25 protein-coding genes are annotated in these 20,115 nt (G+C 68.9%); 12 read left to right on the plus strand and 13 right to left on the minus strand.

Translation table 11 applies throughout. The annotated features are described in order from the left end of the window. The first annotated feature begins 8 nt into the window (after positions 1-8). Positions 9-440 (plus strand): hypothetical protein, encoded by a 432-nt coding sequence (locus PT015_RS21320; protein ID WP_285187056.1) that lies wholly within the window; start codon positions 9-11, stop codon positions 438-440. On the opposite strand, the gene PT015_RS21325 is transcribed toward PT015_RS21320, so the two are convergent. Continuing rightward, positions 437-808 (minus strand): hypothetical protein, encoded by a 372-nt coding sequence (locus PT015_RS21325; RefSeq protein ID WP_285187057.1) that lies wholly within the window; start codon positions 806-808, stop codon positions 437-439. The two genes, PT015_RS21320 and PT015_RS21325, sit on opposite strands and share 4 nt — an antisense overlap. 199 nt (positions 809-1,007) lie before the next feature. On the opposite strand from PT015_RS21325, the gene hemL reads away from it, so the two are divergent. The 7 genes from hemL (at position 1,008) to PT015_RS21360 (ending at position 8,197) form a co-directional block, all read left to right on the plus strand. Beyond that, positions 1,008-2,312 (plus strand): glutamate-1-semialdehyde 2,1-aminomutase, encoded by a 1,305-nt coding sequence (gene hemL / locus PT015_RS21330; RefSeq protein ID WP_285187059.1) that lies wholly within the window; start codon positions 1,008-1,010, stop codon positions 2,310-2,312. Then, positions 2,312-2,920 (plus strand): histidine phosphatase family protein, encoded by a 609-nt coding sequence (locus PT015_RS21335; protein ID WP_285187061.1) that lies wholly within the window; start codon positions 2,312-2,314, stop codon positions 2,918-2,920. Before hemL ends, PT015_RS21335 begins: the two co-directional genes overlap by 1 nt. Next, positions 2,917-3,501: a TlpA disulfide reductase family protein gene (locus tag PT015_RS21340; RefSeq protein WP_285187063.1), complete on the plus strand. Its 585-nt coding sequence runs from the start codon at positions 2,917-2,919 to the stop codon at positions 3,499-3,501. Before PT015_RS21335 ends, PT015_RS21340 begins: the two co-directional genes overlap by 4 nt. Further along, positions 3,498-4,259: a cytochrome c biogenesis CcdA family protein gene (locus tag PT015_RS21345; RefSeq protein WP_285187065.1), complete on the plus strand. Its 762-nt coding sequence runs from the start codon at positions 3,498-3,500 to the stop codon at positions 4,257-4,259. Before PT015_RS21340 ends, PT015_RS21345 begins: the two co-directional genes overlap by 4 nt. An 8-nt stretch (positions 4,260-4,267) precedes the next feature. Next, positions 4,268-5,851, plus strand: a complete 1,584-nt coding sequence (resB, locus tag PT015_RS21350; RefSeq protein WP_285191223.1) for a cytochrome c biogenesis protein ResB — start codon at positions 4,268-4,270, stop codon at positions 5,849-5,851. Further along, the gene (gene ccsB / locus PT015_RS21355; protein WP_285187066.1) at positions 5,848-6,813 is read left to right on the plus strand and encodes a c-type cytochrome biogenesis protein CcsB; all 966 of its coding nucleotides are present in this window, start codon (positions 5,848-5,850) and stop codon (positions 6,811-6,813) included. The genes resB and ccsB overlap by 4 nt, the downstream gene beginning before the upstream one ends. 100 nt (positions 6,814-6,913) lie before the next feature. Beyond that, complete coding sequence (locus PT015_RS21360) at positions 6,914-8,197, plus strand: MinD/ParA family ATP-binding protein (protein ID WP_285187067.1); 1,284 nt, start codon at positions 6,914-6,916, stop codon at positions 8,195-8,197. Between the two features lie 11 nt (positions 8,198-8,208). On the opposite strand, the gene PT015_RS21365 is transcribed toward PT015_RS21360, so the two are convergent. After that, positions 8,209-8,370: a hypothetical protein gene (locus PT015_RS21365; RefSeq protein WP_285187068.1), complete on the minus strand. Its 162-nt coding sequence runs from the start codon at positions 8,368-8,370 to the stop codon at positions 8,209-8,211. Between the two features lie 47 nt (positions 8,371-8,417). On the opposite strand from PT015_RS21365, the gene PT015_RS21370 reads away from it, so the two are divergent. After that, positions 8,418-8,726: a DUF4229 domain-containing protein gene (locus PT015_RS21370; protein ID WP_285187069.1), complete on the plus strand. Its 309-nt coding sequence runs from the start codon at positions 8,418-8,420 to the stop codon at positions 8,724-8,726. Here the strand turns inward: PT015_RS21370 and PT015_RS21375 are convergent. Then, positions 8,723-9,595, minus strand: coding sequence for a 1,4-dihydroxy-2-naphthoate polyprenyltransferase (locus PT015_RS21375; RefSeq protein WP_285187070.1), 873 nt, complete (start codon positions 9,593-9,595; stop codon positions 8,723-8,725). The genes PT015_RS21370 and PT015_RS21375 overlap by 4 nt on opposite strands. Positions 9,596-9,633: 38 nt before the next feature. On the opposite strand from PT015_RS21375, the gene PT015_RS21380 reads away from it, so the two are divergent. Continuing rightward, entirely contained in the window at positions 9,634-10,407 is a 774-nt protein-coding gene (locus PT015_RS21380) for an S-methyl-5'-thioadenosine phosphorylase (RefSeq protein WP_285187071.1), read from the plus strand. Position 10,408: 1 nt separating this feature from the next. On the opposite strand, the gene PT015_RS21385 is transcribed toward PT015_RS21380, so the two are convergent. The 10 genes from PT015_RS21385 to PT015_RS21430 form a co-directional block, all read right to left on the minus strand. Continuing rightward, a complete protein-coding gene (locus tag PT015_RS21385; RefSeq protein WP_285187073.1) occupies positions 10,409-12,136 on the minus strand; it encodes an NAD-binding protein in 1,728 nt (575 codons plus the stop codon). Between the two features lie 36 nt (positions 12,137-12,172). Next, positions 12,173-13,255, minus strand: coding sequence for an o-succinylbenzoate--CoA ligase (gene menE, locus PT015_RS21390; RefSeq protein WP_390888046.1), 1,083 nt, complete (start codon positions 13,253-13,255; stop codon positions 12,173-12,175). 59 nt (positions 13,256-13,314) lie between these two features. Then, the gene (locus tag PT015_RS21395) at positions 13,315-13,617 is read right to left on the minus strand and encodes a DUF3349 domain-containing protein (RefSeq protein ID WP_285187075.1); all 303 of its coding nucleotides are present in this window, start codon (positions 13,615-13,617) and stop codon (positions 13,315-13,317) included. Positions 13,618-13,678: 61 nt separating this feature from the next. Further along, entirely contained in the window at positions 13,679-13,972 is a 294-nt protein-coding gene (locus tag PT015_RS21400; protein WP_285187076.1) for a hypothetical protein, read from the minus strand. Then, positions 13,969-15,210, minus strand: coding sequence for an inorganic phosphate transporter (locus PT015_RS21405; RefSeq protein ID WP_285187078.1), 1,242 nt, complete (start codon positions 15,208-15,210; stop codon positions 13,969-13,971). Before PT015_RS21405 ends, PT015_RS21400 begins: the two co-directional genes overlap by 4 nt. A gap of 108 nt (positions 15,211-15,318) precedes the next feature. Next, a complete protein-coding gene (locus tag PT015_RS21410; protein WP_285187080.1) occupies positions 15,319-15,711 on the minus strand; it encodes a VOC family protein in 393 nt (130 codons plus the stop codon). Continuing rightward, positions 15,711-16,592: an SDR family oxidoreductase gene (locus PT015_RS21415; protein WP_285187081.1), complete on the minus strand. Its 882-nt coding sequence runs from the start codon at positions 16,590-16,592 to the stop codon at positions 15,711-15,713. Before PT015_RS21415 ends, PT015_RS21410 begins: the two co-directional genes overlap by 1 nt. Before the next feature lie 174 nt (positions 16,593-16,766). Beyond that, positions 16,767-17,669 (minus strand): 1,4-dihydroxy-2-naphthoyl-CoA synthase, encoded by a 903-nt coding sequence (locus PT015_RS21420; RefSeq protein ID WP_285187082.1) that lies wholly within the window; start codon positions 17,667-17,669, stop codon positions 16,767-16,769. Positions 17,670-17,671: 2 nt separating this feature from the next. Continuing rightward, entirely contained in the window at positions 17,672-18,124 is a 453-nt protein-coding gene (locus tag PT015_RS21425) for a nitroreductase family deazaflavin-dependent oxidoreductase (RefSeq protein WP_285187083.1), read from the minus strand. 16 nt (positions 18,125-18,140) lie between these two features. Beyond that, positions 18,141-19,049, minus strand: a complete 909-nt coding sequence (locus PT015_RS21430; RefSeq protein ID WP_285187084.1) for an aldo/keto reductase — start codon at positions 19,047-19,049, stop codon at positions 18,141-18,143. Positions 19,050-19,132: 83 nt separating this feature from the next. Between PT015_RS21430 and PT015_RS21435 the strand changes: the two genes are divergently transcribed. Then, positions 19,133-19,675 (plus strand): TetR/AcrR family transcriptional regulator, encoded by a 543-nt coding sequence (locus tag PT015_RS21435; RefSeq protein WP_285187085.1) that lies wholly within the window; start codon positions 19,133-19,135, stop codon positions 19,673-19,675. Positions 19,676-19,693: 18 nt separating this feature from the next. Further along, positions 19,694-20,113 (plus strand): PPOX class F420-dependent oxidoreductase, encoded by a 420-nt coding sequence (locus PT015_RS21440; RefSeq protein ID WP_285187086.1) that lies wholly within the window; start codon positions 19,694-19,696, stop codon positions 20,111-20,113. Positions 20,114-20,115 lie beyond the last annotated feature (2 nt).

Below are 20,115 nucleotides of genomic sequence, written 5' to 3' on the forward strand. Positions count from 1 at the left end.
GGATCACAGTGACCTATCCCAGCGTCGGCGATCTGCCCGAAGAAGCCACCTCCACGCTGCTCGGCGTCTGCGGTCAGTTGTCGCGCTCGAAACACGCGGGCCTGGCGCGCTGGGCCGCCGCGGTATCCGACGCCCTGCTGGTCCAGCTGGTAACGGTGACCACCGGGGTGCACGTCGACGGCACCACCCACGAGCCGCTCCCGCTGAAAGAACTGGCCGCCGCTGAATTGGAAGGCCTGCACTCGCTGTTGCTGGCCGGCGCCGAGGCGAGCGAAGACGAATCGGTCGCGGCCTGGTGCACCCGGATGAACGGGCTGATCATCGCCGACCTCTGCCGTCGCGAACTCGAGCAGTTGGCCATCGACGCCAAGGCCGCCGCGATCGTCGCCGAGGAACGCCGGCTGGCGTGCCTGACCCGGCACGACGGCCTGTTCGCCTAGCCGTTCTTGGTCAGGGTGTAAGTGCCCGATTCGCGCGGCAGCGATATTTCGGGTGGCGGGTTGATCGTGTACGTCCCTACCAGCGTGTTCGGGTCGAACGAATCCTCTCCGAACTCCTTGAGTTCAGAAACCCACCGGTTGCCTTCGAGGTGGTACGTCGATGTGCTGTCGGGCGACTCCGCAACGGTATAGGTGACGCAACCCGCCCCGCACGGCGCGAATATCACCTCGAAGGGCTTTCTGCTCCCGTCGCCGGTGGTTCGCGTGTAAGACCCGTTCGGCGCATCGGCCGCCGCCGGGCCGGTTCCGATGAGCCCCGCCACCGCCACCGCAGCCGCGACAACCACGCTCCTGGTAATCATGCGCATCGCTCGGACGCTAGTGAGCGTTGCCGACGCGCGTGAGGGGTGTACCCGCGTTCATAGCGGATTGATATCGCCGGTGGTCACGATTCCGAAAGTGGGTCCCCCCCCTGGCTCGCGGGGGCTGCTGTGGCGCGTGTGACTGCCGGCCGGACAACTACACCCTGTAGTCGACAGGCTCCCGACGACTGGGACACTGGAGGGCGTGCATACGGACGTCTCGTCGAAGCTGTTCGACGCCGCCAGCGCCGTCATTCCGGGCGGGGTGAACTCGCCGGTTCGGGCGTTCCAGGCCGTCGGCGGCACACCCCGCTTCATCACCGAGGCCAACGGCTACTGGCTCACCGACGCCGACGGCAATCGCTACGTCGACCTGGTCTGCTCCTGGGGGCCGATGATCCTCGGCCACGCCCACCCTTCGGTGGTGAACGCCGTCACCAAGGCCGCCGCCAACGGGCTGTCGTTCGGCGCGCCCACGCCCGCGGAAAGCGAACTGGCTACCGAGATCATCGACCGGGTCGCGCCCGTCGACCTGATCCGGCTGGTCAACTCCGGAACCGAGGCCACCATGAGCGCGGTCCGCCTGGCCCGCGGGTTCACCGGCCGCAGCAAGATCGTCAAGTTCTCCGGCTGCTACCACGGCCACGTCGACGCGTTGCTGGCCGATGCCGGATCCGGCGTCGCGACGCTGGGGCTGCCGTCCTCGCCGGGCGTCACCGGCGCGACGGCCGCCGACACGATTGTGCTGCCGTACAACGACATTGACGCTGTGCGCGACACCTTCGACGAGCTCGGCGACCAGATCGCCGCCGTGATCACCGAGGCCAGCCCGGGCAACATGGGCGTCGTTCCGCCCGTGAAGGGCTACAACGCGGCGCTCCGCGAGGTCGCGCACGAGCACGGTGCACTGTTGATCGTCGACGAGGTGATGACGGGATTCCGGATCAGCCGAAGTGGTTGGTACGGAGCAGATCCCGTCGACGCCGACCTGTTCACCTTCGGCAAGGTGATGAGCGGCGGCCTCCCGGCCGCGGCGTTCGGTGGGCGCGCCGAGGTGATGCAGCGACTCGCCCCGCTCGGGCCGGTGTACCAGGCGGGCACGCTGTCGGGGAACCCCGTCGCCGTCGCCGCGGGCCTGGCCACGCTGCGCGCGGCCGACGACGCCGTATACGCGAGGCTCGATGCCAACGCCGACCGGCTCGCAGGCCTGCTGTCGCAATCGCTCACCGAAGCCGGAGTGCCACACCAGATTCCGCGCGCGGGCAATATGCTCAGCGTCTTCTTCGGCGAAAAGCCGGTGACCGACTTCGCCTCCGCGCGCAACAGCGAGACCTGGCGCTTCGCGCCGTTCTTCCACGCGCTGCTCGACGGCGGCATCTACCCGCCTTGCAGCGCGTTCGAAGCGTGGTTCGTCTCGGCGGCGCTCGACGACGCAGCATTCGAGCGGATCGCCGAAGCACTCCCGGCGGCCGCCAAAGCCGCAGCCGCAGCCAAGGAGACCACGCCCTGATGGCCGAACAGACCCGCGTCCACCTGATCCGGCACGGCGAGGTGCACAACCCCGACGCCATCCTGTACGGACGGCTGCCCGGATTCCGCTTGTCCGACAAGGGAAACCGTCAAGCCCAGGCGGCGGCCGAGGCGCTGTCCGGCCGCGACATCGTCGCCGTGATCGCCTCGCCGTTGCAGCGCGCGCAAGAGACCGCAACGCCGATCGCCGCCAAGCACAATCTCACCATCGACACCGACCCGGACCTGATCGAGTCGGCCAACTTCTTCGAGGGCAAGCGGGTCAGCCCCGGCGACGGCGCCTGGCGCGACCCGCGGTTCTGGTGGCAACTTCGCAACCCGTTCAAGCCGTCGTGGGGGGAGCCCTACAAGCAGATCGCGGAGCGCATGACGACCGCGATCGACAAGGCCCGCGCCCGGGCCGCAGGTCACGAGGTCGTCTGCGTCAGCCATCAACTTCCGGTGTGGACAAGCCGACTCGCGGTCAGCGGCAAGCGCCTGTGGCACGACCCGCGCCGCCGCGAGTGTGCGGTCGGTTCGGTGACGACGCTGGTCTACGACGGCGATCGACTGGTCGACGTCGAGTATCTGGAGCCGACACTCAGTTGACCAGGCTGGCGTTCGTCGTCCTCGTGGTGGTGGGCCTGCTGGCCGGCTGCTCCACTGGCGATGACGCCGTAGCCCAGGGCGGGACCTTCGAATTCGTCTCTCCCGGAGGCAAAACCGACATCTTCTACAACCCGCCCGACCGCCGCGGCAAACCCGGGCTAATCTCCGGACCTGACCTGATGGACCCGAGCCGCACCGTGACGGTGGACGACTTCGTGGGCAAGGTCGTCGTCGTCAACGTCTGGGGGCAGTGGTGCGGGCCGTGCCGCGCCGAGGCACCGGCGCTGCAGAAGGTGTACGACGCGACCCGCGCCGAAGGCGTCGAGGTTCTCGGTATCGACGTGCGCGACAACAATCGTGAAGCCGCGCAGGACTTCGTGAAAGACCGCACGCTGACCTACCCGTCGATCTACGACCCGGCGATGCGCACGATGCTCGCGTTCGGCGGCAAGTATCCGACCTCCGTCATTCCGTCGACCGTGGTGTTGGACCGTCAGCACCGCGTCGCCGCGGTGTTCCTGCGCGAACTGCTCGCCGAAGACCTGCAACCCGTCGTGCAGCGGATCGCGGCAGAGAAATGAGCTTCACCGAAACCGCTACCGCCGGACCACTTCTGCTCGCGCTCGGGGTTTCGGTGCTGGCCGGCCTGGTGTCCTTCGCGTCGCCGTGCGTGGTGCCACTGGTGCCCGGCTACCTCTCCTACTTAGCCGCCGTGGTCGGCGTCGACGAGGCAGAGCACGCGGCGGCCAGGGCGCGGTGGCGGGTGGCCGGGTCGGCCGCGTTGTTCGTCGCGGGATTCACCGTGGTGTTCCTGCTCGGTACCGTTGCCGTGCTGGGTATGACCACCTCGCTGATCACCAATCAGGTTGTACTGCAACGGGTCGGCGGTGTGATCACCATCCTGATGGGCCTGGTGTTCGTCGGCTACGTCCCGGCGCTGCAGCGCCAGTTCCGTTTCGCGCCAAGACAATTGTCGACGATAGCCGGCGCTCCGTTGTTGGGTGCGGTGTTCGCGCTAGGCTGGACGCCCTGCCTGGGGCCGACGCTCGCCGGGGTGGTCACCGTCGCGTCGGCGACCGACGGGGCCAGCGTGGCCCGCGGCATCGTGCTGGTGGTCGCCTACTGCCTGGGCCTGGGAATCCCGTTCGTGCTGTTGGCCTTTGGCTCGGCCTCGGCCGTCGCCGGCCTCGGCTGGCTGCGCCGGCACACCCGCGCGCTGCAGATCTTCGGCGGCGTGCTGCTGATCGCGGTGGGAGTGGCGCTGGTCAGTGGTGGCTGGAACGACTTCGTGTCGTGGGTGCGCGATGGGTTCGTCTCGGATGTGAGGTTGCCGATTTGAGCCGGCTGATGGCCTACGCCCGCAACACCTGGCGGGCGCTGACGTCGATGGGCACCGCGCTGGTGCTGCTGTTCCTGCTCGCGCTCGGCGCGATGCCAGGGGCGTTGCTGCCGCAGCGCAGCCTCAACGCGGGCAAGGTCACCGACTACCTGGCGGCCCACCCGAAGATCGGCCCGATTCTCGACAAACTGCAGGCGTTCAACGTGTTCGGCAGCTTCTGGTTCACCGCGATCTACACGCTGCTGTTCGTCTCGCTGCTGGGTTGCCTGACGCCGCGGATGATCGAGCACGCCCGCAGCATGCGCGCCACCCCGGTGCCCGCCCCCCGCAACCTCACCCGGCTCCCCAAGCACGCCGTCGCCACCGTCGTCGGCGACGCCGACGCGATCGGCGCCACCATGACCGAGCGCCTCCGCGGTTGGCGCACCGAGGTCCGACGTGGCGACGACATCGAAATCTCCGCCGAGAAAGGCTATTTGCGCGAGTTCGGCAATCTGGTCTTCCACTTCTCGCTGCTCGGCCTGCTGGTCGCGGTGGCCGCCGGCAAGCTGTTCGGTTATGAGGGCAACGTCGTCGTCATCGCCGACGGCGGACCGGGTTTCTGTTCCGCGTCGCCGGCCGCGTTCGACTCCTTCCGCGCCGGCAACACCGTCGACGGCACGTCACTGCATCCAATCTGCTTGCGCGTCAACGACTTCAAGGCGAAGTACCTACCGTCGGGGCAGGCCACGTCGTTCGCCGCCGACATCGACTACCAGTCCGGCCGCGACCTCAACACCGGCAGCTGGCGGCCCTACCGCCTCGAGGTCAACCATCCGCTGCGCGTCGCCGGCGACCGCGTCTACCTGCAGGGCCACGGCTACGCACCGACGTTCAGCGTCGTATTCCCGGACGGCCGAACCCGCACTTCGACCGTGCAGTGGCGGCCCGACAATCCGCAGACCCTGCTCTCGTCCGGCGTCGCGCGCATCGACCCGCCCGCCGGCACCTATCCCGACGCGAAAGAACGCCGCGAGCACCAGATCGCGATCACCGGTCTGCTCGCACCGACCGAGCAACTCGAGGGCAAGCTCCTCTCGTCGAGCTTCCCGGCGCTGATTGCGCCCGCCGTTGCCGTCGACATCTACACCGGCGACACCGGCCTGGACAGCGGCCGGCCGCAATCGCTGTACACCCTCGACCCGCGGCTGATCGACCAGCACCGGATCACCCGTGCCAAGCGGGTCAACCTACGCGTCGGCCAGCAGGTCCGCATCGAGGAGGGGCCCGCGGCGGGCACGGTCGTGCGCTTCGACGGCGCCGTCCCGTTCGTCAACCTCCAGGTGTCCCACGACCCCGGCCAGATCTGGGTCCTCGTCTCCGCGATGGCGATGATGGCGGGCCTGGTCGTCTCGCTGCTGGTGCGCCGGCGACGAGTGTGGATTCGGCTGCGGACCGACCCGGCAGGTACGGTGAATGTCCAGGTAGGCGGTTTGGCGCGGACCGACAACGCCGGTTGGGGCGACGAATTCGAGCGGCTCGTCGAGCGTCTCGAAGACGGCCTGAGCATTTCGCGGGCCGAACCGATCGCTACCGGAAGGAGCACCTCGTGAATACCACGCACATCCACCTCGGGCTGGCGCGCAACTCCGACTGGGCGTTCACGTCCGCGGTGGTGATCATGGTGGTCGCGCTGCTGCTGCTGGCCGTCGAACTCGCCTACACCCGCAGCCGAAAGAGCGAGCGCGAACTGGTCGGCGTCGGGGCCGACAGCGCGGCCCCCGGCGTGGTGACCGAGGCGCCGCGACGCCCGCTCGACGAGCGGGTCGGTCGGGCCGGGCTGTTCCTGGTCTACGCCGGAATCGGGCTGCTGTTTCTCTGCATCGTGCTGCGCGGCCTGGCCACCCAGCGGGTGCCGTGGGGCAACATGTACGAATTCATCAACCTGACCTGCTTCTGCGGCCTGGTCGCGGGCGCAATCGTGCTGCGCCGCCCGCAATATCGCCCGCTGTGGGTCTTCCTGCTGTTGCCGGTGCTGGTTCTGCTGACGGTGTCCGGGCGCTGGCTCTACACCAACGCCGCCCCGGTGATGCCCGCGCTGCAGTCCTACTGGCTGCCGATCCACGTGTCGGTGGTCAGCCTGGGCTCGGGTGTGTTCATGGTCGCCGGCGTGGCCAGCATCCTGTTCCTGCTGCGCACCTCCCGGCTCAGCGGGCCGGACACCCCGGGGACACTCGCCCGGTTGGTGCAGCGCCTGCCCGACGCGCAGACGCTGGACCGCATCGCCTACCGGACCACGATCTTCGGGTTCCCGGTCTTCGGCTTCGGGGTGATCTTCGGCGCCATCTGGGCCGAAGAGGCCTGGGGCAGGTACTGGGGTTGGGACCCGAAGGAAACTGTGGCGTTCATCGCATGGGTGGTCTACGCCGCATACCTGCACGCACGGTCGACGGCGGGCTGGCGGGACCGGAAAGCGGCCTGGATCAACGTGGTTGGGTTCGTGGCCATGGTGTTCAACCTGTTCTTCGTCAATCTGGTGACCGTCGGCCTGCATTCCTACGCGGGAGTGGGATAACCGCAGCTCAGCGGCTTCTAAGGCCGCTGCGTTATGTTCGATTGAAAGATTGCTCGACTGCCGGAGACCTTCGAGCGTTGCAACGAGGGGATATTTCACCGTGTCTGACCATCCGACGCACGACGCGAATGCGGGACGTCGCGGAGACCATCCGACGACCGAGCTGCCGCCGCACGCGCCACCGCCGCCGCCGGCCGCCGAGCCGCAGACCCGGGCGTTCGCCGGATTCCGCACCGAGCGCCGCTTCGGCGAGACCCAGAACGCGCCGATGCCGGAGACCCGCGTCGAGCCGCGCGCTTGGGCGGAGACGCCGTACCAGGGGCTGCCCCGCGTCGTCGAGTCCGACGAGGCGCCGCGCCGGGTCTTCGGCAACTACGGGGGACCGCCGCCAGGCTTGCCGGCCGAGGCCGGATCGCAGCAGGCTCACCTGCCACCGTCGCGTTACCCGGAGCTGTCCACCAGCACCCTGCTGCGTCAGGTCAAGCCCGCGCCGTCGGAGGGTTGGCGTCGTTGGCTGTACAAGCTGTCGGGTCAGCTGATCAATGTCGGCGAGAGCCCGCGAACCATCCGCTACAACGACCTCACCGTCCAGGTGAATGCGCCGCTGCGCGGCTGCTACCGGATCGCGATGCTGTCGCTCAAGGGTGGGGTCGGCAAGACCACCATCACCGCGACGCTGGGCGCCACGTTCGCCTCGATCCGCGGCGACCGGGTGGTGGCCGTCGACGCCAACCCCGACCGCGGCACACTGAACCAGAAGGTGCCGCTGGAGACCCCGGCCACCGTGCGGCACCTGCTGCGCGACGCCGAAGGCATTGAGCGCTACAGCGACGTCCGCAGCTACACCTCGCAGGGCCGCAGCCGGCTGGAAGTCCTTGCCTCAGAAAGTGATCCGGCGATGTCGGAGGCGTTCAGCGCCGAGGACTACGCGAAGACGCTGGACATACTCGAGCGGTTCTACGGCCTGGTGCTGACCGACTGTGGCACAGGGCTTTTGCACTCCGCGATGACGGCGGTGCTGGAAAAGGCCGACGCGCTGATCGTGGTCAGCTCGGGCTCCATCGACGGCGCCCGCAGCGCCTCGGCCACGCTCGACTGGCTGGACGCCCACGGCCACGAAGAGCTGGTGAGCAATTCGATCGCGGTGATCAACGCGGTGCGGCCACGCTCCGGCAAGGTCGACATGCAGAAAGTGGTCGACCACTTCTCGCGGCGTTGCCGCGCAGTCCGTTTGGTGCCGTTCGACCCGCACCTCGAAGAGGGCGCCGAGATCGATCTCGACATGCTGCGGCGCGACACCCGAGAAGCGCTCATCGAGCTGGCAGCCGTTGTCGCAGATGGCTTTCCGAACGATCAGCGTCGTTCGAACGAGCACTTCATCTAGCTAGCGCGGAGTCAGCGCGGGTTGTTGTCGCCGTGGCTCAATCGCCACAAGAAATCCGGATCGTCGTCGGGTCCGATGACACGACTCTTCGGTCGGTTGATCTGCGCGCGGGCCGCGCGCACGCCGAAGTACACCAGTGATCCGAGAAGGAAAACCAGGAGCAAGTACAGCACTCAACACCTCCTTGGTCTGAATATACGCGGCGACCTACGCTCGTACGGTGTCAAACGGACAGAGCCCGGCCGGTCGCGCCGTCGTCAACGTTGTGCTGTACGTGGTCGCGCGGTTGGCGTTGGTGGCCGCTTTGACCGCGGTCATCTTCGGAATCGGGCGGGCGGTCGGGGTGCATGAGTTCCCGATCATCGTCGCGTTGCTGTTCGCGTTGGTGATCGCGATGCCGCTGGGCATGTGGCTCTTCGCGCCGCTGCGCCGACGGGCCACCGTCGGCCTCGAAGAGGCCACCGCGCGCCGCCGCCACGACCGCGAGCAGCTGCAAGCCCGGCTGCGAGGCGAGGAGCCGCCCGCCTAGCTCGTCCGCGCCAGGGCCGCGGCCACCAGGATCGACCAGACCAGCATCGTCAGGCCGGTGTCACGCAACACCGGTATCAGCGCGGGCCCGAGCTGCCCGGTCCGTACCGGCTTGGCCGCCCGCACCGCCAACGGCGTGGCGAGCAGGCCCGCCAAAGCCCACGGCGTGGCCGCGCTCAGAGCCAGCGTCGAGGCTGCGGCGACGCCCAGCAGCACCTGATAGAAGACGCGAGTTCCCTTGTCGCCCAACCGAACCGCCAGCGTGATCTTGCCGGACTCCGCATCGGTGGGAATGTCGCGCAGGTTGTTGGCCACCAGTACCGCCGACGACAGCGACCCCATCGCCACCGCCACGACCCCGCCGACCCAGTCGACCCGCAACGCCTGGACGAACTGGGTGCCCAACACCGCGATCAGACCGAAGAACAAGAACACCGCGACCTCGCCGAAGCCGGCGTAGCCGTAGGGCCGCGAACCGCCGGTGTACAGCCAGGCCCCGGCGATGCACAGCGCGCCGACCGCGATCAGCCACGGCGCGCTCGTCAGCGCGAGCGCCAATCCGGCGACCGCGCCGAAGGCCAGGCTCGCCAGCGCCACCGCCAGGACCGACCGCGGCGCCGCCAGCTTCGAGCCGACCAGGCGCAGCGGGCCGGCCCGGTTGTCGTCGGTGCCGCGGATGCCATCGGAGTAATCGTTGGCGAAGTTGACCCCGACGATCAGCGCCAGCGCGACCGCCAAAGCCAGCAGCGCCTTCCACCAGACGAATCCGTGCAGCCAGGCGGCACCGCCGGTTCCGGCGATGACGGGGGCGATGGCGTTGGGGAGCGTGCGCGGTCGCGCACCGGCGATCCACTGGGCAAGGCTGGCCACCCGCTGATCGTTCCATGCCCGTGCACGACAATGTCTGAGTGCTGGGAGTGATCGGTGGTAGCGGGTTCTACGACTTCTTCGACGCTGACGCCCGCAGCGTCAGCCTGGACACCCCGTACGGTGCGCCCAGCGGCCCGGTGACGATCGGGTCGGTCGGCGACCACGAGGTGGCGTTCCTGCCGCGCCACGGCGTCGACCATCGCTTCCCGGCGCACAAGGTGCCCTACCGGGCCAACCTCTGGGCGCTGCGCGCGCTCGGGGTCCGACGGATCTTCGCGCCGTGCGCGGTCGGCAGCCTGACCACCGATCACGGCCCGGGCGCCGTGGTGGTGCCCGATCAACTGGTCGACCGCACCCGGCACCGCGCCGACACCTACTTCGACTCCGGCGCCGCGCACGTGGCCTTCGCCGACCCGTACTGCCCGACGCTGCGCGCCGCGGCCAACGGCCTGCCCGACGTCGTCGACGGCGGCACCATGGTCGTCATCGAGGGGCCGCGGTTTTCCACCCGCGCCGAGAGCCAGTGGTTCGCCTCGGCCGGCTTCACCCTGATCAACATGACCGGCTACCCCGAGGCCGTGCTCGCGCGTGAACTCGAAATCTGCTATGCAGCAATTGCTTTGGTAACCGACCTGGACGCCGGAATCGAGTCGGGCGCCGGCGTCACGATGGAGAATGTCGTCGAGGAATTCGCCAGAAACATCGAGCCGTTCAAGAAGCTGATCCGCGATGCCATCGGCCGGGTCGGTCTCGACCACACGTGTCAGGACTGCCTGCCGCACACCGGGGCGCCGTCGCCGTTCGACGGATAGCTCAGCCGGTCTTGGCCTCGGGCTGGCCGGGCACCCGGCCCCGTCGCAGCGTGTCGATCAGCTCGCGGTACGGCCCGACCAGGTAAACGGTGTCGTCGGCGTGCAGGCGGGCGTCGCGGCGCGGGTGCAACTTGAGCAGCCCGTTGGATGTCACGATCGCGATGACCCGGGCCTGGGTGGACAGCTCGAACATCCGCAGTCCGTCCAGCTCGCTGCCAGCGGCCACCTGCATGCCGCCGACCACGAACGAGCTCTGGCCCACCGAGAAGGTGCTCAGCACCTGCAGGCCTATCGCGGCGCCGATGAAATACGGCACCGCCAGTTCGACCGTGGAGCGGACGTTCTCGAAGCCGAACCGCTGCGCGACCGCGAAGCCCAGTGTCCGGTCGTACACGCGCAGCACCAGCGGAATGGAGGTCCAGTGCTCGCGGGTCGCGGTCTTCTTGCCGAGCATCTCGGTCAGCACGATGCCGGTCTCGATGTTGATCATGTCGTCGCGGGTCAGCACCGCCACCGCGCGGGCGCGGTCGACGCGGGCCGCCTGCAGGGTCTGGCGCAGCGTCGCGTCACCGAAGATCACCGGCACGTCGAGGGCGCGGACCGCGGACAGGTAGCGGTTCTCCTCGTCCTGCTCGATCACCGCGACGTCGTGGCCGGCGCTGGTCAGCTCCTGGATCACCCGCATGCCCAGGTTGCTGAGCCCGACCACCACCATGTGGTTGCGCAGATGCCCGACCCGTGGCCGCGCCGAGGCGAAAACGAAACGGCGCGAGAGCAATACGTCTGCGACGAACGACACCAGCAGCGCAGTGGTGGTCACGCCGCTGAACATCAACAGTGTCGAGAACGTACGCAACCAGGTCGGCTGATTGACGAAGCTGAAATCCCCGTAACCGGTCGTCGTCATGGTCTCGATGGTGAAGTAGAACGCGTCGACCCAACCCATCTTGGGCGGCGGACGATAGCCGAACCGGAGCACGAAGGTGGCGGCGACCAACACAGTCAACGTCGCGCCGACGACGGGATAGAACGTCGGGTTGAAGTCGTTGACCACGCCGCGGACGATGTCGCCCGCCCGCCGGTACCATGTCCGCCGCGCCCTCGACCGCGACTTCTTCGGGACCCGGATGCCCTGGGCCGCCAATTCGTCGGCGGTGCCGATCATCATCGTCCAGTCGCCGGCATGCACCCGGCGGTCGCGACCGGGGCAGATCTCCATCTCGCCCGGGTCGGGGGAGTCGTCGCCGTGGATGACGGCCACCGGCGCCAGGTCGCCGTAGAGTTCGCGCAGCGTCGCCTCGCGGGAGGCGGTCGTGCCGGAGACGACGAAGCTCAGTCCGGCGGCGTCGAAGTCGTGGGTGTCCTGCGACAGGCAGGCCTCGACCACCGCGGGCGCGGCGAGGTCCGCGACGTCGAGGATCGCGCCCGGGCCGTTGTCGTTGGCGACGGCCTCACGCAGCACATCGTTGGCGACTCGCGACACGACGCGGACGTTCGGGTTGGCTTTCCTTGCCAGCAGAGCGATTTCGAGGTTGACGGCGTCGTCGTCGCCGGCGCAGACGACGGCCAGCGCGTGCGAGACCTCGGCCAAGGTGAGCTCGCGGGCCACCCCGGCCTCGGAGGCGTCCTTGCTGAGCAGCCGGACCACCGTCGCGCCGGCGTTCTTCAGCTCGTCGGCGATCGTCGTCGCCAGCGCATCGTCACCGCTGACAATGATGTGGCGTTCCATCATCACGCCGTGCCTGCGGGCTGCTTCACCAGGGCATTATCGCATCCGGGGCGGCTCGGCCAGCCTTATCAGCGCCGCCCGGTCGACCTTGCCGATGCCCCGCAACGGCAGGGCGTCGACGAACAGCAGGTCGCGCGGCGCCGCCGTGTGGTCCAACGTCTGGACCAGGTGGGCGCGCAACTCCTCGAGCGCGGGCGCGGCGAAACCGTCGGCCAGCACGACCGCCGCCACCACGCGCTGGCCCAACCGGTCGTCGGGCAGCCCGAACACCGCGCAGTCGGCCACCGCCGGGTGAGTCCGCAGCGCGGCCTCGACCGGTTGCGGCAGCACCGTCAACCCGCCGGTGCTGATCGCGTCGTCGACCCGGCCGAGCACGCTGAGCACTCCCGAATCGTCAACGGCGCCAAGGTCGTCGGTGCGAAACCAGCCGGCCTCGGCGAACGGGTCGGGGGTGGGCGGATTGCGGTAGCCGTTGGCCAGCGTCGGGCCGCCGAGCACGATCCGGCCGTCGTCCAGGCGGAGGCGGACGCCGTCGAGGGGGACGCCGTCGTACACGCAGCCACCTGCGGTCTCGCTCATCCCGTAGGTGCGGACCACGTTGAGGCCCGCGGTGGCCGCGGCGTCGAGCACCGGCCGCGGCGCCGGGCCGCCGCCGAGCAGCACGGCGTCCAGGCCGGCCAACGCCGCGGTGGCGGCGGGGTCGTGCAGGGCCTTGGCCAACTGCGTGGCGACCAGCGAGGTGTAGCGCCGGCCGGGGCCGAGTTGGTCTACGGCAGAAGGCAATTGGCCGACGTCGAAGCCGGCCGACACGTCCAGCTCGACCGGCGTCGTGCCGCCCACCAAGCTGCGCACCAACACCTGCAGCCCGGCGATGTGCTGCGACGGCAGCGCCAGCAGCCAGCGACCCGGTCCGCCTAGGCGGTCGTGGGTGGCCCGTGCGCTGGCGGTCAGCGCGGCGGCGGTCAGCAGCGCGCCCTTGGGTGTCCCGGTGGTGCCCGACGTCGTCGCGACCAGCGCCACGTCGTCGTCGATCGGTTCGCCGACCCGCAGGGCCGCGAGGTCGGTGCCGTCGGTGACCGGAAGCAGCGCGGGGGAGCGGCCGTGCAGAACGTCGTCCAGGGCGGCCAGCAGCGGGCCGGCGGGGGATCCCGGCGTCACGGCGAACGCCCGCAGGACGGCTATACGGTGTCCTCGCCGTCGCGGGCGTCTTCCAGCGGCCAGCCCTTGGCGGCCAGCCGCGCGCGGACCCGTTCGACGTCGTTGGGCGCCGGCAACTCGTCGGTGATCTGGGTGATCAGCACACCGATGTCGACGTGATCGAAGTCGCCGCGGGCGATCAGTTCACGCGCCACCAGCTTGACCTCGTCGTTGCTCAGCCGGCGCGACAGCAGGGCCAGCACCGGCGCGTAGTCGGTCGGTGGGATGCCCTCCGGGTAGCCCGCGCGCAGCCACGCGACCACCGAGTTCAGGAATCGGTTCACGGTCAGTGCACTTCCCCCGCCGGACTGTCGCTACGCCTACATACGGAATGAGATTCCGATGCTACGCGGGCTTGGCTCCGAGAACGTAGAGGCCGGTCCAGGCGCCGAGGGCGTCGCGCGCGATGTAGAGCACCCCGACGGCGACGGCGACCGCGACCAACCCGTACAGCGCGTAGCTGACGGCGGTAAGCGCCGGGTTCTTGGTGGCCACGGCGGCTCCGTCGGAGCCCTGGACACCGGCGCCGGCGGCGCCGATGCGGACCGCGAGCGCGAACAGCGCGGGCAGTCCACTGCCCAACAGCAGGCCGAACGTCAGGATCTTCAGTGAGGCTTCGTAGTTGAACCAGTGGGTCACAGCGTGCCTGCTTTCTTGGCGTCGGCGGCATGGGCCTCGGGTGCGTGGGCGACCTTGCCGTTGCCGATCGGAGCGCCGGCGAGACCCGGCTGGCCGTTCTCGTCGAGGCCGGCGGTCAGGTCGCCCTTCCACTCGGCGTTGACGTTCGTGTGGTCGACCTTGGTCTTGCGGGACTGCAGGTAGATCGCGCCGGCGGCAGCGACCAGCAACAGGAAGCCGATGATCGCGCCGGGGTAGCCGCCGATCCCGTGCACCACGTAGTACGTGATCGCGCCGACCAGGCCGGCGGACGGCAGGGTGATCAGCCAGGCGGCGGCCATCCGGCCGGCGACGCCCCAGCGGACCTCGGCGCCGGGCTTGCCGACCCCACTGCCGAGCACCGAGCCGGTGACGACCTGCGTGGTCGACAGCGCGTAACCGAAGTGGGCGGACAGCAAAATGATGACCGCAGAAGAGGATTCGGCCGCCATGCCCTGCGGCGACTTGATCTCGACGATGCCCTTGCCCATCGTGCGGATGATCCGCCAGCCGCCGGTGTAGGTGCCCAGGGCCATCGCGCAGGCGCACGCCAGGATCACCCAGAACGGCGGCAGGTGCTCGGTCCGGCTGACCGCGCCGTAGGAGATCAGCGCCAGGAAGATCACGCCCATCGTCTTCTGCGCGTCGTTGGTGCCGTGCGCCAGTGAGACCAGTGAGGCCGAGAAGATCTGGCCGCGGCGGAACGCGGCTTCGCTGCGCTCTTCGGGGACGCGGCGGTTGAAGAAGTACACCAGCCAGGTGCCGACCGCGCCGACGACGCCGGCCAGCACTACCGAGACCAGTGCGGGGATCAGCACCAGCGACACCACGCCGGTCCAGATCACGCCGTGTCCGCCGACCGCCGCGATCATCGCGCCGATAATGCCGCCGACCAGCGCGTGCGACGAACTCGACGGGATGCCGAGCAGCCACGTCAGCAGGTTCCAGACGATTCCGCCGACCAGCCCGGCGAAGATCAGGTCGGGCTTCACCAGGTGAGCGTCGACGAGGTTCTTCGCGATGGTTCCCGCCACGGCCGTCGACAGGAACGCTCCCAGGAGGTTCAGCACTGCCGACAGCGTCACCGCCGTCTTCGGCTTGAGTGCCCCGCTCGCGATGGACGTCGCCATGGCGTTGGCGGTGTCGTGGAAGCCGTTCGTGAAATCGAATGCGAGCGCGGTGATCACGACGATGATCAGAAGGAACAGCTGAAGATTCACGGGCCTAATTCTGTAGGTAGCGGGGTCCGGTTGTCGAAAGAACGACGGCGTAAACGCAAGGTATATCGCGTTAGTCGTCAGATGTTCGTCTCGGGTTAACCTGCCAGCTCATGACGTTAACCGCGAGTCGCGGCGCAGCGGATGCTCGGGCGGAATCTGGACGAAAATGAGCAGCACGCCGTCGGGATCGACCACGTGCATTTCGTGCAGTCCCCACGGTTCCTGACGGGCCTCGCGGGCGATTGTGACGCCGCGGCCTTCCAGCTCCGACTGGGTGGCGGCCACGTCGCGCACCTGCAACCACAGCGCGCCCGGGAAGGACGTGGCCGAGCCCTCTTCGGCGCCGTGGTTGGCCAACTCGATCAGTGACTGGCCGGCGAAGAACACCGTGCCGGCGCCGTAGTCGCGGAAGATCGCCAGGCCGATCTGGTCCCGGTAGAAGGTGAGCGATCGCTGGTAGTCCGCCGGGCGGAACAGCATCCGGCTGGCGAGGATCTCCATCAGCGCGCCCGGTTGGGCTGGAGCCGCTGCCGCCTGATGGCCGTGGTGGCGATCCCCGGCAGCACGGTGTCGATGGCTTGCGCGGCGATCGCCATCCGCGGCGCGATCCGGACCGGGCGGGTACGGGCCGCCTCGATCATCCAGCCCGCGGCCTCCTCGGAGGTCAGCGCCGGCAGGCCCTGGTACTCCTTGGTCGGCGCGATCATGGGGGTGGCCACCAGCGGGTAGTACAGCGTGGTCGAGTGCACACCCTTTGTCGCCCACTCGGTTTCGATCACCCGGCTCACCGCCGACAGCGCGGCCTTCGAGGCGTTGTAGACGGCGAACAGCGGCGACGGTTCGCTGAAAACACCCCAGGTCGCGACGTTGATGATGTGTCCGTCGCCGCGCTCGAACATGCCGGGTGCGATGCCGCGAATGAGCCGCAGCGGGGAGGTGTAGTTGAGCAGCATGGTCCGGTCGACGTCGTGCCAGCGTTCCAGCGACTCGGCCAGCGGCCGGCGGATCGAGCGCCCGGCGTTGTTGATCAGGATGTCCACGCCGCCCAGGCGCTTCTCGACGTCGGCCACCAGCGCGTCGACCGCGTCCAGGTCGGACAGGTCGCATGGGATCGAGATTGCGTTGCCGCCGGCCGCGGTGATCCGGCCGACCAGCTCGTCCAGCAGATCCTGCCGACGGGCGACCGCGACCACGGTGGCGCCGCGGCGGGCGAACTGCTCGGCGGCGCACTCACCGATCCCCGACGAGGCCCCGGTCAGCACGACGCGCTTGCCGGCCAGGTCGATCTTGCCCGGCTTGGGCAGCAGGCGGGGAACCAGCGGCGGACGCATCGAGTTCAGCGTGATCTGCTCGGCCAGGGCTCGGATCGGGTTCCAACTCACAGGGCGGAAGTCTAGGCCGCGGGGCTGGGCGCTCACTTACAGCTGCCTCTATCTATCTCCGCAGGAAGGCGATAGCCCATCTGCCCGCCTCTGAGCGAATTTCTGTGCGGTTGTCGGGAATTTCGCTCGAAGCCGGGCAGCTCGGTTAGTGGGTTTGCCTGGTTACCGGTGTGACTAGAAGTAGCGCGGGAACGGCGTCCAGTCCGGCGGCCGCTTCTCCAAGAACGCGTCGCGGCCCTCGACCGCCTCGTCGGTCATGTACGCCAACCGGGTCGCCTCGCCGGCGAACAGCTGTTGGCCGACCAGCCCGTCGTCGAGCAGGTTGAACGCGTACTTCAGCATCCGTTGCGCCTGCGGCGATTTCGCGTTGATCTCGGCAGCCCACTGGATGGCCTCGGTCTCCAGCTCGGCGTGGTCGACGACGGCGTTGACCGCGCCCATCTGATGCATCTGCTCGGCGGTGTACGGCCGACCCAGGAAGAAGATCTCGCGGGCGAACTTCTGGCCGACCTGGCGGGCCAGGTACGCGCTGCCGTAGCCGCCGTCGAAGCTGCCGACGTCGGCGTCGGTCTGCTTGAAGCGGGCGTGCTCGCGGCTGGCCAGGGTGAGGTCGCAGACCACGTGCAGGCTGTGTCCGCCGCCCGCGGCCCAGCCGTTGACCAGGCAGATCACCACCTTGGGCATGAACCGGATCAGCCGCTGCACCTCGAGGATGTGCAGCCGGCCGGCGCGCGCGGCGTCCACGGTGTCGGCCGTCTCGCCCTCGGCGTACTGGTAGCCGCTGCGCCCGCGGATGCGCTGATCGCCGCCGGAGCAGAACGCCCAGCCGCCGTCCTTGGGTGACGGGCCGTTGCCGGTCAGCAGCACCACGCCGACGTCGGGCGACATCCGGGCGTGATCGAGCACGCGGTACAGCTCATCGACGGTGTGCGGCCGGAATGCGTTGCGCACTTCGGGCCGGTCGAAGGCCACCCGGACCGTCGCGTCGGACACGTGCCGGTGGTAGGTGATGTCGGTCAGCTCGGCGAACCCGTCGACCGGCTTCCACTGGTCGGCGTGAAAAGGATTGTCAGACAAGGTTATTGGATTCCATCCAGTCGAAAGACCGCGCAGCGGCCGGCCAGTGCCTCGAATTCTTCCGGCCGCCCGTCAACGACCAGGCCGGCACGCTTCATGAAACCGACACCGGTGGGCACCTCTTCGGGGAACACCCGCAGCAGCGGGCGGGCTTCGTCAGCGGACAACTCGACCATTCTGACCCGTCGCACGCTGCGGCCGCGGGCCACCGTCACCTCACCGGCGGCGCGGACGTTGGCCACCCAGTCGGCGCCGGGGAAACCGGCGACCACGTATTCCCGGCCACCGACCGTCATCGGCGTAACCGGTGTCGACCGTTCGCGCCCCGACTTGCGGCCGGCGACCGTCAACACCACCGGGCTCTCGCCGCCGAAACTCATACCCAGCCGCGACATTCGGACGAATACCTTGTTGGCCGGCTTGAGCCACCACGGCGGCCGCACCGATTTGCCCATAGGCCGACCGTACTCGTCAGTCGTGGTCGGCGAACCCCTCCATGCCGTCCGGCATCGCGCTGGTCCCGGCGGCGGTGACGGCGTCGAGGCGCGCCTGCTGGTCCGCGTTCAGCATGATGTTGCCGACGGCGACGTTCTCCTCGAGGTGGTCGACCGACCGGGTTCCCGGAATCAGCAGCGTCGTCGGTGCGTGGGCCAGCAGCCACGCCAGGCCGACCTGCGACGGCGTCGCGCCCAGTTCGCCGGCGATCTCGATGACGACGGGGTTGTCGGAGGCCTTCGGGAATCCCGGGAACGCCGAGCCCAGCGGAAAGTACGGCACCCACGCAATGTTCTCGGCGGTGCAGACGTCGAGCATCGCCTCCTGAGACCGATCCAGCAGGCTGTAGGAGTTCTGCACGCACGCGATGCCGGCGGGCAGGGCGCGCTGCAAGACCTCCAGCGGCACACTGCTGACGCCGATCGCGCCGATCTTGCCCTCGTCGCGCAGCGCGATCATCTCGGCCAGTTGGTCGTCGAGGTCGACGATCTGATCGCCCTCGGCCCGCAGTCCGGGCCCGAGGTCGAGGCGCCGCAGGTTGACCACCGCAATCTGGTCGAGGCCCAGTTGGCTCAGGTCGTCTTCGACTGCGGCGCGCAGGTCGGCGGGCCGCTGCGCCGGGCCGAGCGGAATCGGGCTCTCGCCGGTGAAGCGCGCGCCCACCTTGCTGACGATCACCAGGTCGTCGGGGTAGGGCTGCAGCGCCGCGCGGATCCGGCGGTTCACCTCGCCCGGCCCGTAGAACGACGCGGTGTCAATGTGGTTGACGCCCAACTCAATTGCGCGACGCAGCACGGCGACCGCGTCGTCGAGCGACGTCTCGGCCAGTTGCATGGCGCCGTAACCGACGCGGGCGACGGGGTGGGTGCCGATCTTGCTCGTCATGGTGCTCCCATCGTGAGACACTGGGTCAAATACGGAGGTTCCTCCGTTTGCCCGACTGTAGCAGAACCGGAGGTACCTCCGCTTTGGCACGTTCCGACGCGCTCCGCAATCGGGAGAGGCTGCTCGACGTGGCGACCGCGGCCTTCGCCGCCGCCGACGGAAATCCCGTCTCGCTGGAATCGATCGCCCGCGAGGCCGGGGTCGGCATCGGCACGCTCTACCGCCATTTCCCCAACCGCGAAGCGTTGGTCGAGGCGGTCTACCGGGCCGAACTCGCCGAGGTCGCCGAGACCGCCGCGGCGCTGCTCGAACGGCATCCGCCCATGACGGCGCTACGCCGCTGGATGGATCGGTACGCGAGCTTCGTCGCCGCCAAGCGGGGGATGGCCGAGTCACTGCAGGCGATGTTCGCCTCGGGTGCCATGCAGGCCAACGACACTCGGGCCAGCATCCGCGGCGCCGTCGATCTGTTGTTGCGGGCCGGCGTCGACGACGGCAGCGCGCGGGCCGACGTCGATAGCGACGACGTGGTGTCCAGCCTGATCGGCATCTTCGTGGCCGGTAGCTCGCCCGCGCAGCGCGGACGCATGCTCGATCTGCTGGCGGCCGGAATAGCCACGCGCTGAACGCGCTTAGAGCTGAACATGAAACTCAACGACGCGGCGCGCGAATTCATCGGGGCCGGCAAGGACGCGACGCTGGTCACGATCAACGCGGACGGCAGCCCACAGGTCAGCCTGGTCTGGGTGGCGCTGCGTTCGACGCCCGACTGCGACGAACTGTGGACCGCGCATCGTTCGGAGCATCAGAAGATGCGCAACGTGTGGCGCGACCCCCGCGTCGCGGTGACGATCGTCGAGCCCGGTGACATCGGCAAGACCCTGCGGCCCTACCTCACGATCCAGGGCACCGCTCACATCACCGAGGGCGGGGCGCCCGAACTGTTGACCGAGCTGTCGACGGCCCTGCTCGACCCAAAGGTGTTCCCGCCCAAGGACACTCCGCCGGGGTGGATCACCCACATCCGCATCGACAAGGTCGGCGGCATCGGTCCCTGGCAGTAACG

Origin of the sequence: Candidatus Mycobacterium wuenschmannii, assembly GCF_030252325.1 — a bacterium.
Taxonomy (GTDB): domain Bacteria; phylum Actinomycetota; class Actinomycetes; order Mycobacteriales; family Mycobacteriaceae; genus Mycobacterium; species Mycobacterium wuenschmannii.

Bases quoted from the DNA above. Each gene is read 5' to 3' on its own strand.
- PT015_RS21325 (WP_285187057.1), bottom strand. From the start codon at position 808: ATGCGCATGATTACCAGGAGCGTGGTTGTCGCGGCTGCGGTGGCGGTG.
- PT015_RS21335 (WP_285187061.1), top strand. From the start codon at position 2,312: ATGGCCGAACAGACCCGCGTCCACCTGATCCGGCACGGCGAGGTGCAC.
- PT015_RS21345 (WP_285187065.1), top strand. From the start codon at position 3,498: ATGAGCTTCACCGAAACCGCTACCGCCGGACCACTTCTGCTCGCGCTC.
- resB (WP_285191223.1), top strand. From the start codon at position 4,268: ATGGCCTACGCCCGCAACACCTGGCGGGCGCTGACGTCGATGGGCACC.
- PT015_RS21385 (WP_285187073.1), bottom strand. From the start codon at position 12,136: ATGGAACGCCACATCATTGTCAGCGGTGACGATGCGCTGGCGACGACG.
- PT015_RS21410 (WP_285187080.1), bottom strand. From the start codon at position 15,711: ATGGAGATCCTCGCCAGCCGGATGCTGTTCCGCCCGGCGGACTACCAG.
- PT015_RS21425 (WP_285187083.1), bottom strand. From the start codon at position 18,124: ATGGGCAAATCGGTGCGGCCGCCGTGGTGGCTCAAGCCGGCCAACAAG.
- PT015_RS21430 (WP_285187084.1), bottom strand. From the start codon at position 19,049: ATGACGAGCAAGATCGGCACCCACCCCGTCGCCCGCGTCGGTTACGGC.
- PT015_RS21440 (WP_285187086.1), top strand. From the start codon at position 19,694: ATGAAACTCAACGACGCGGCGCGCGAATTCATCGGGGCCGGCAAGGAC.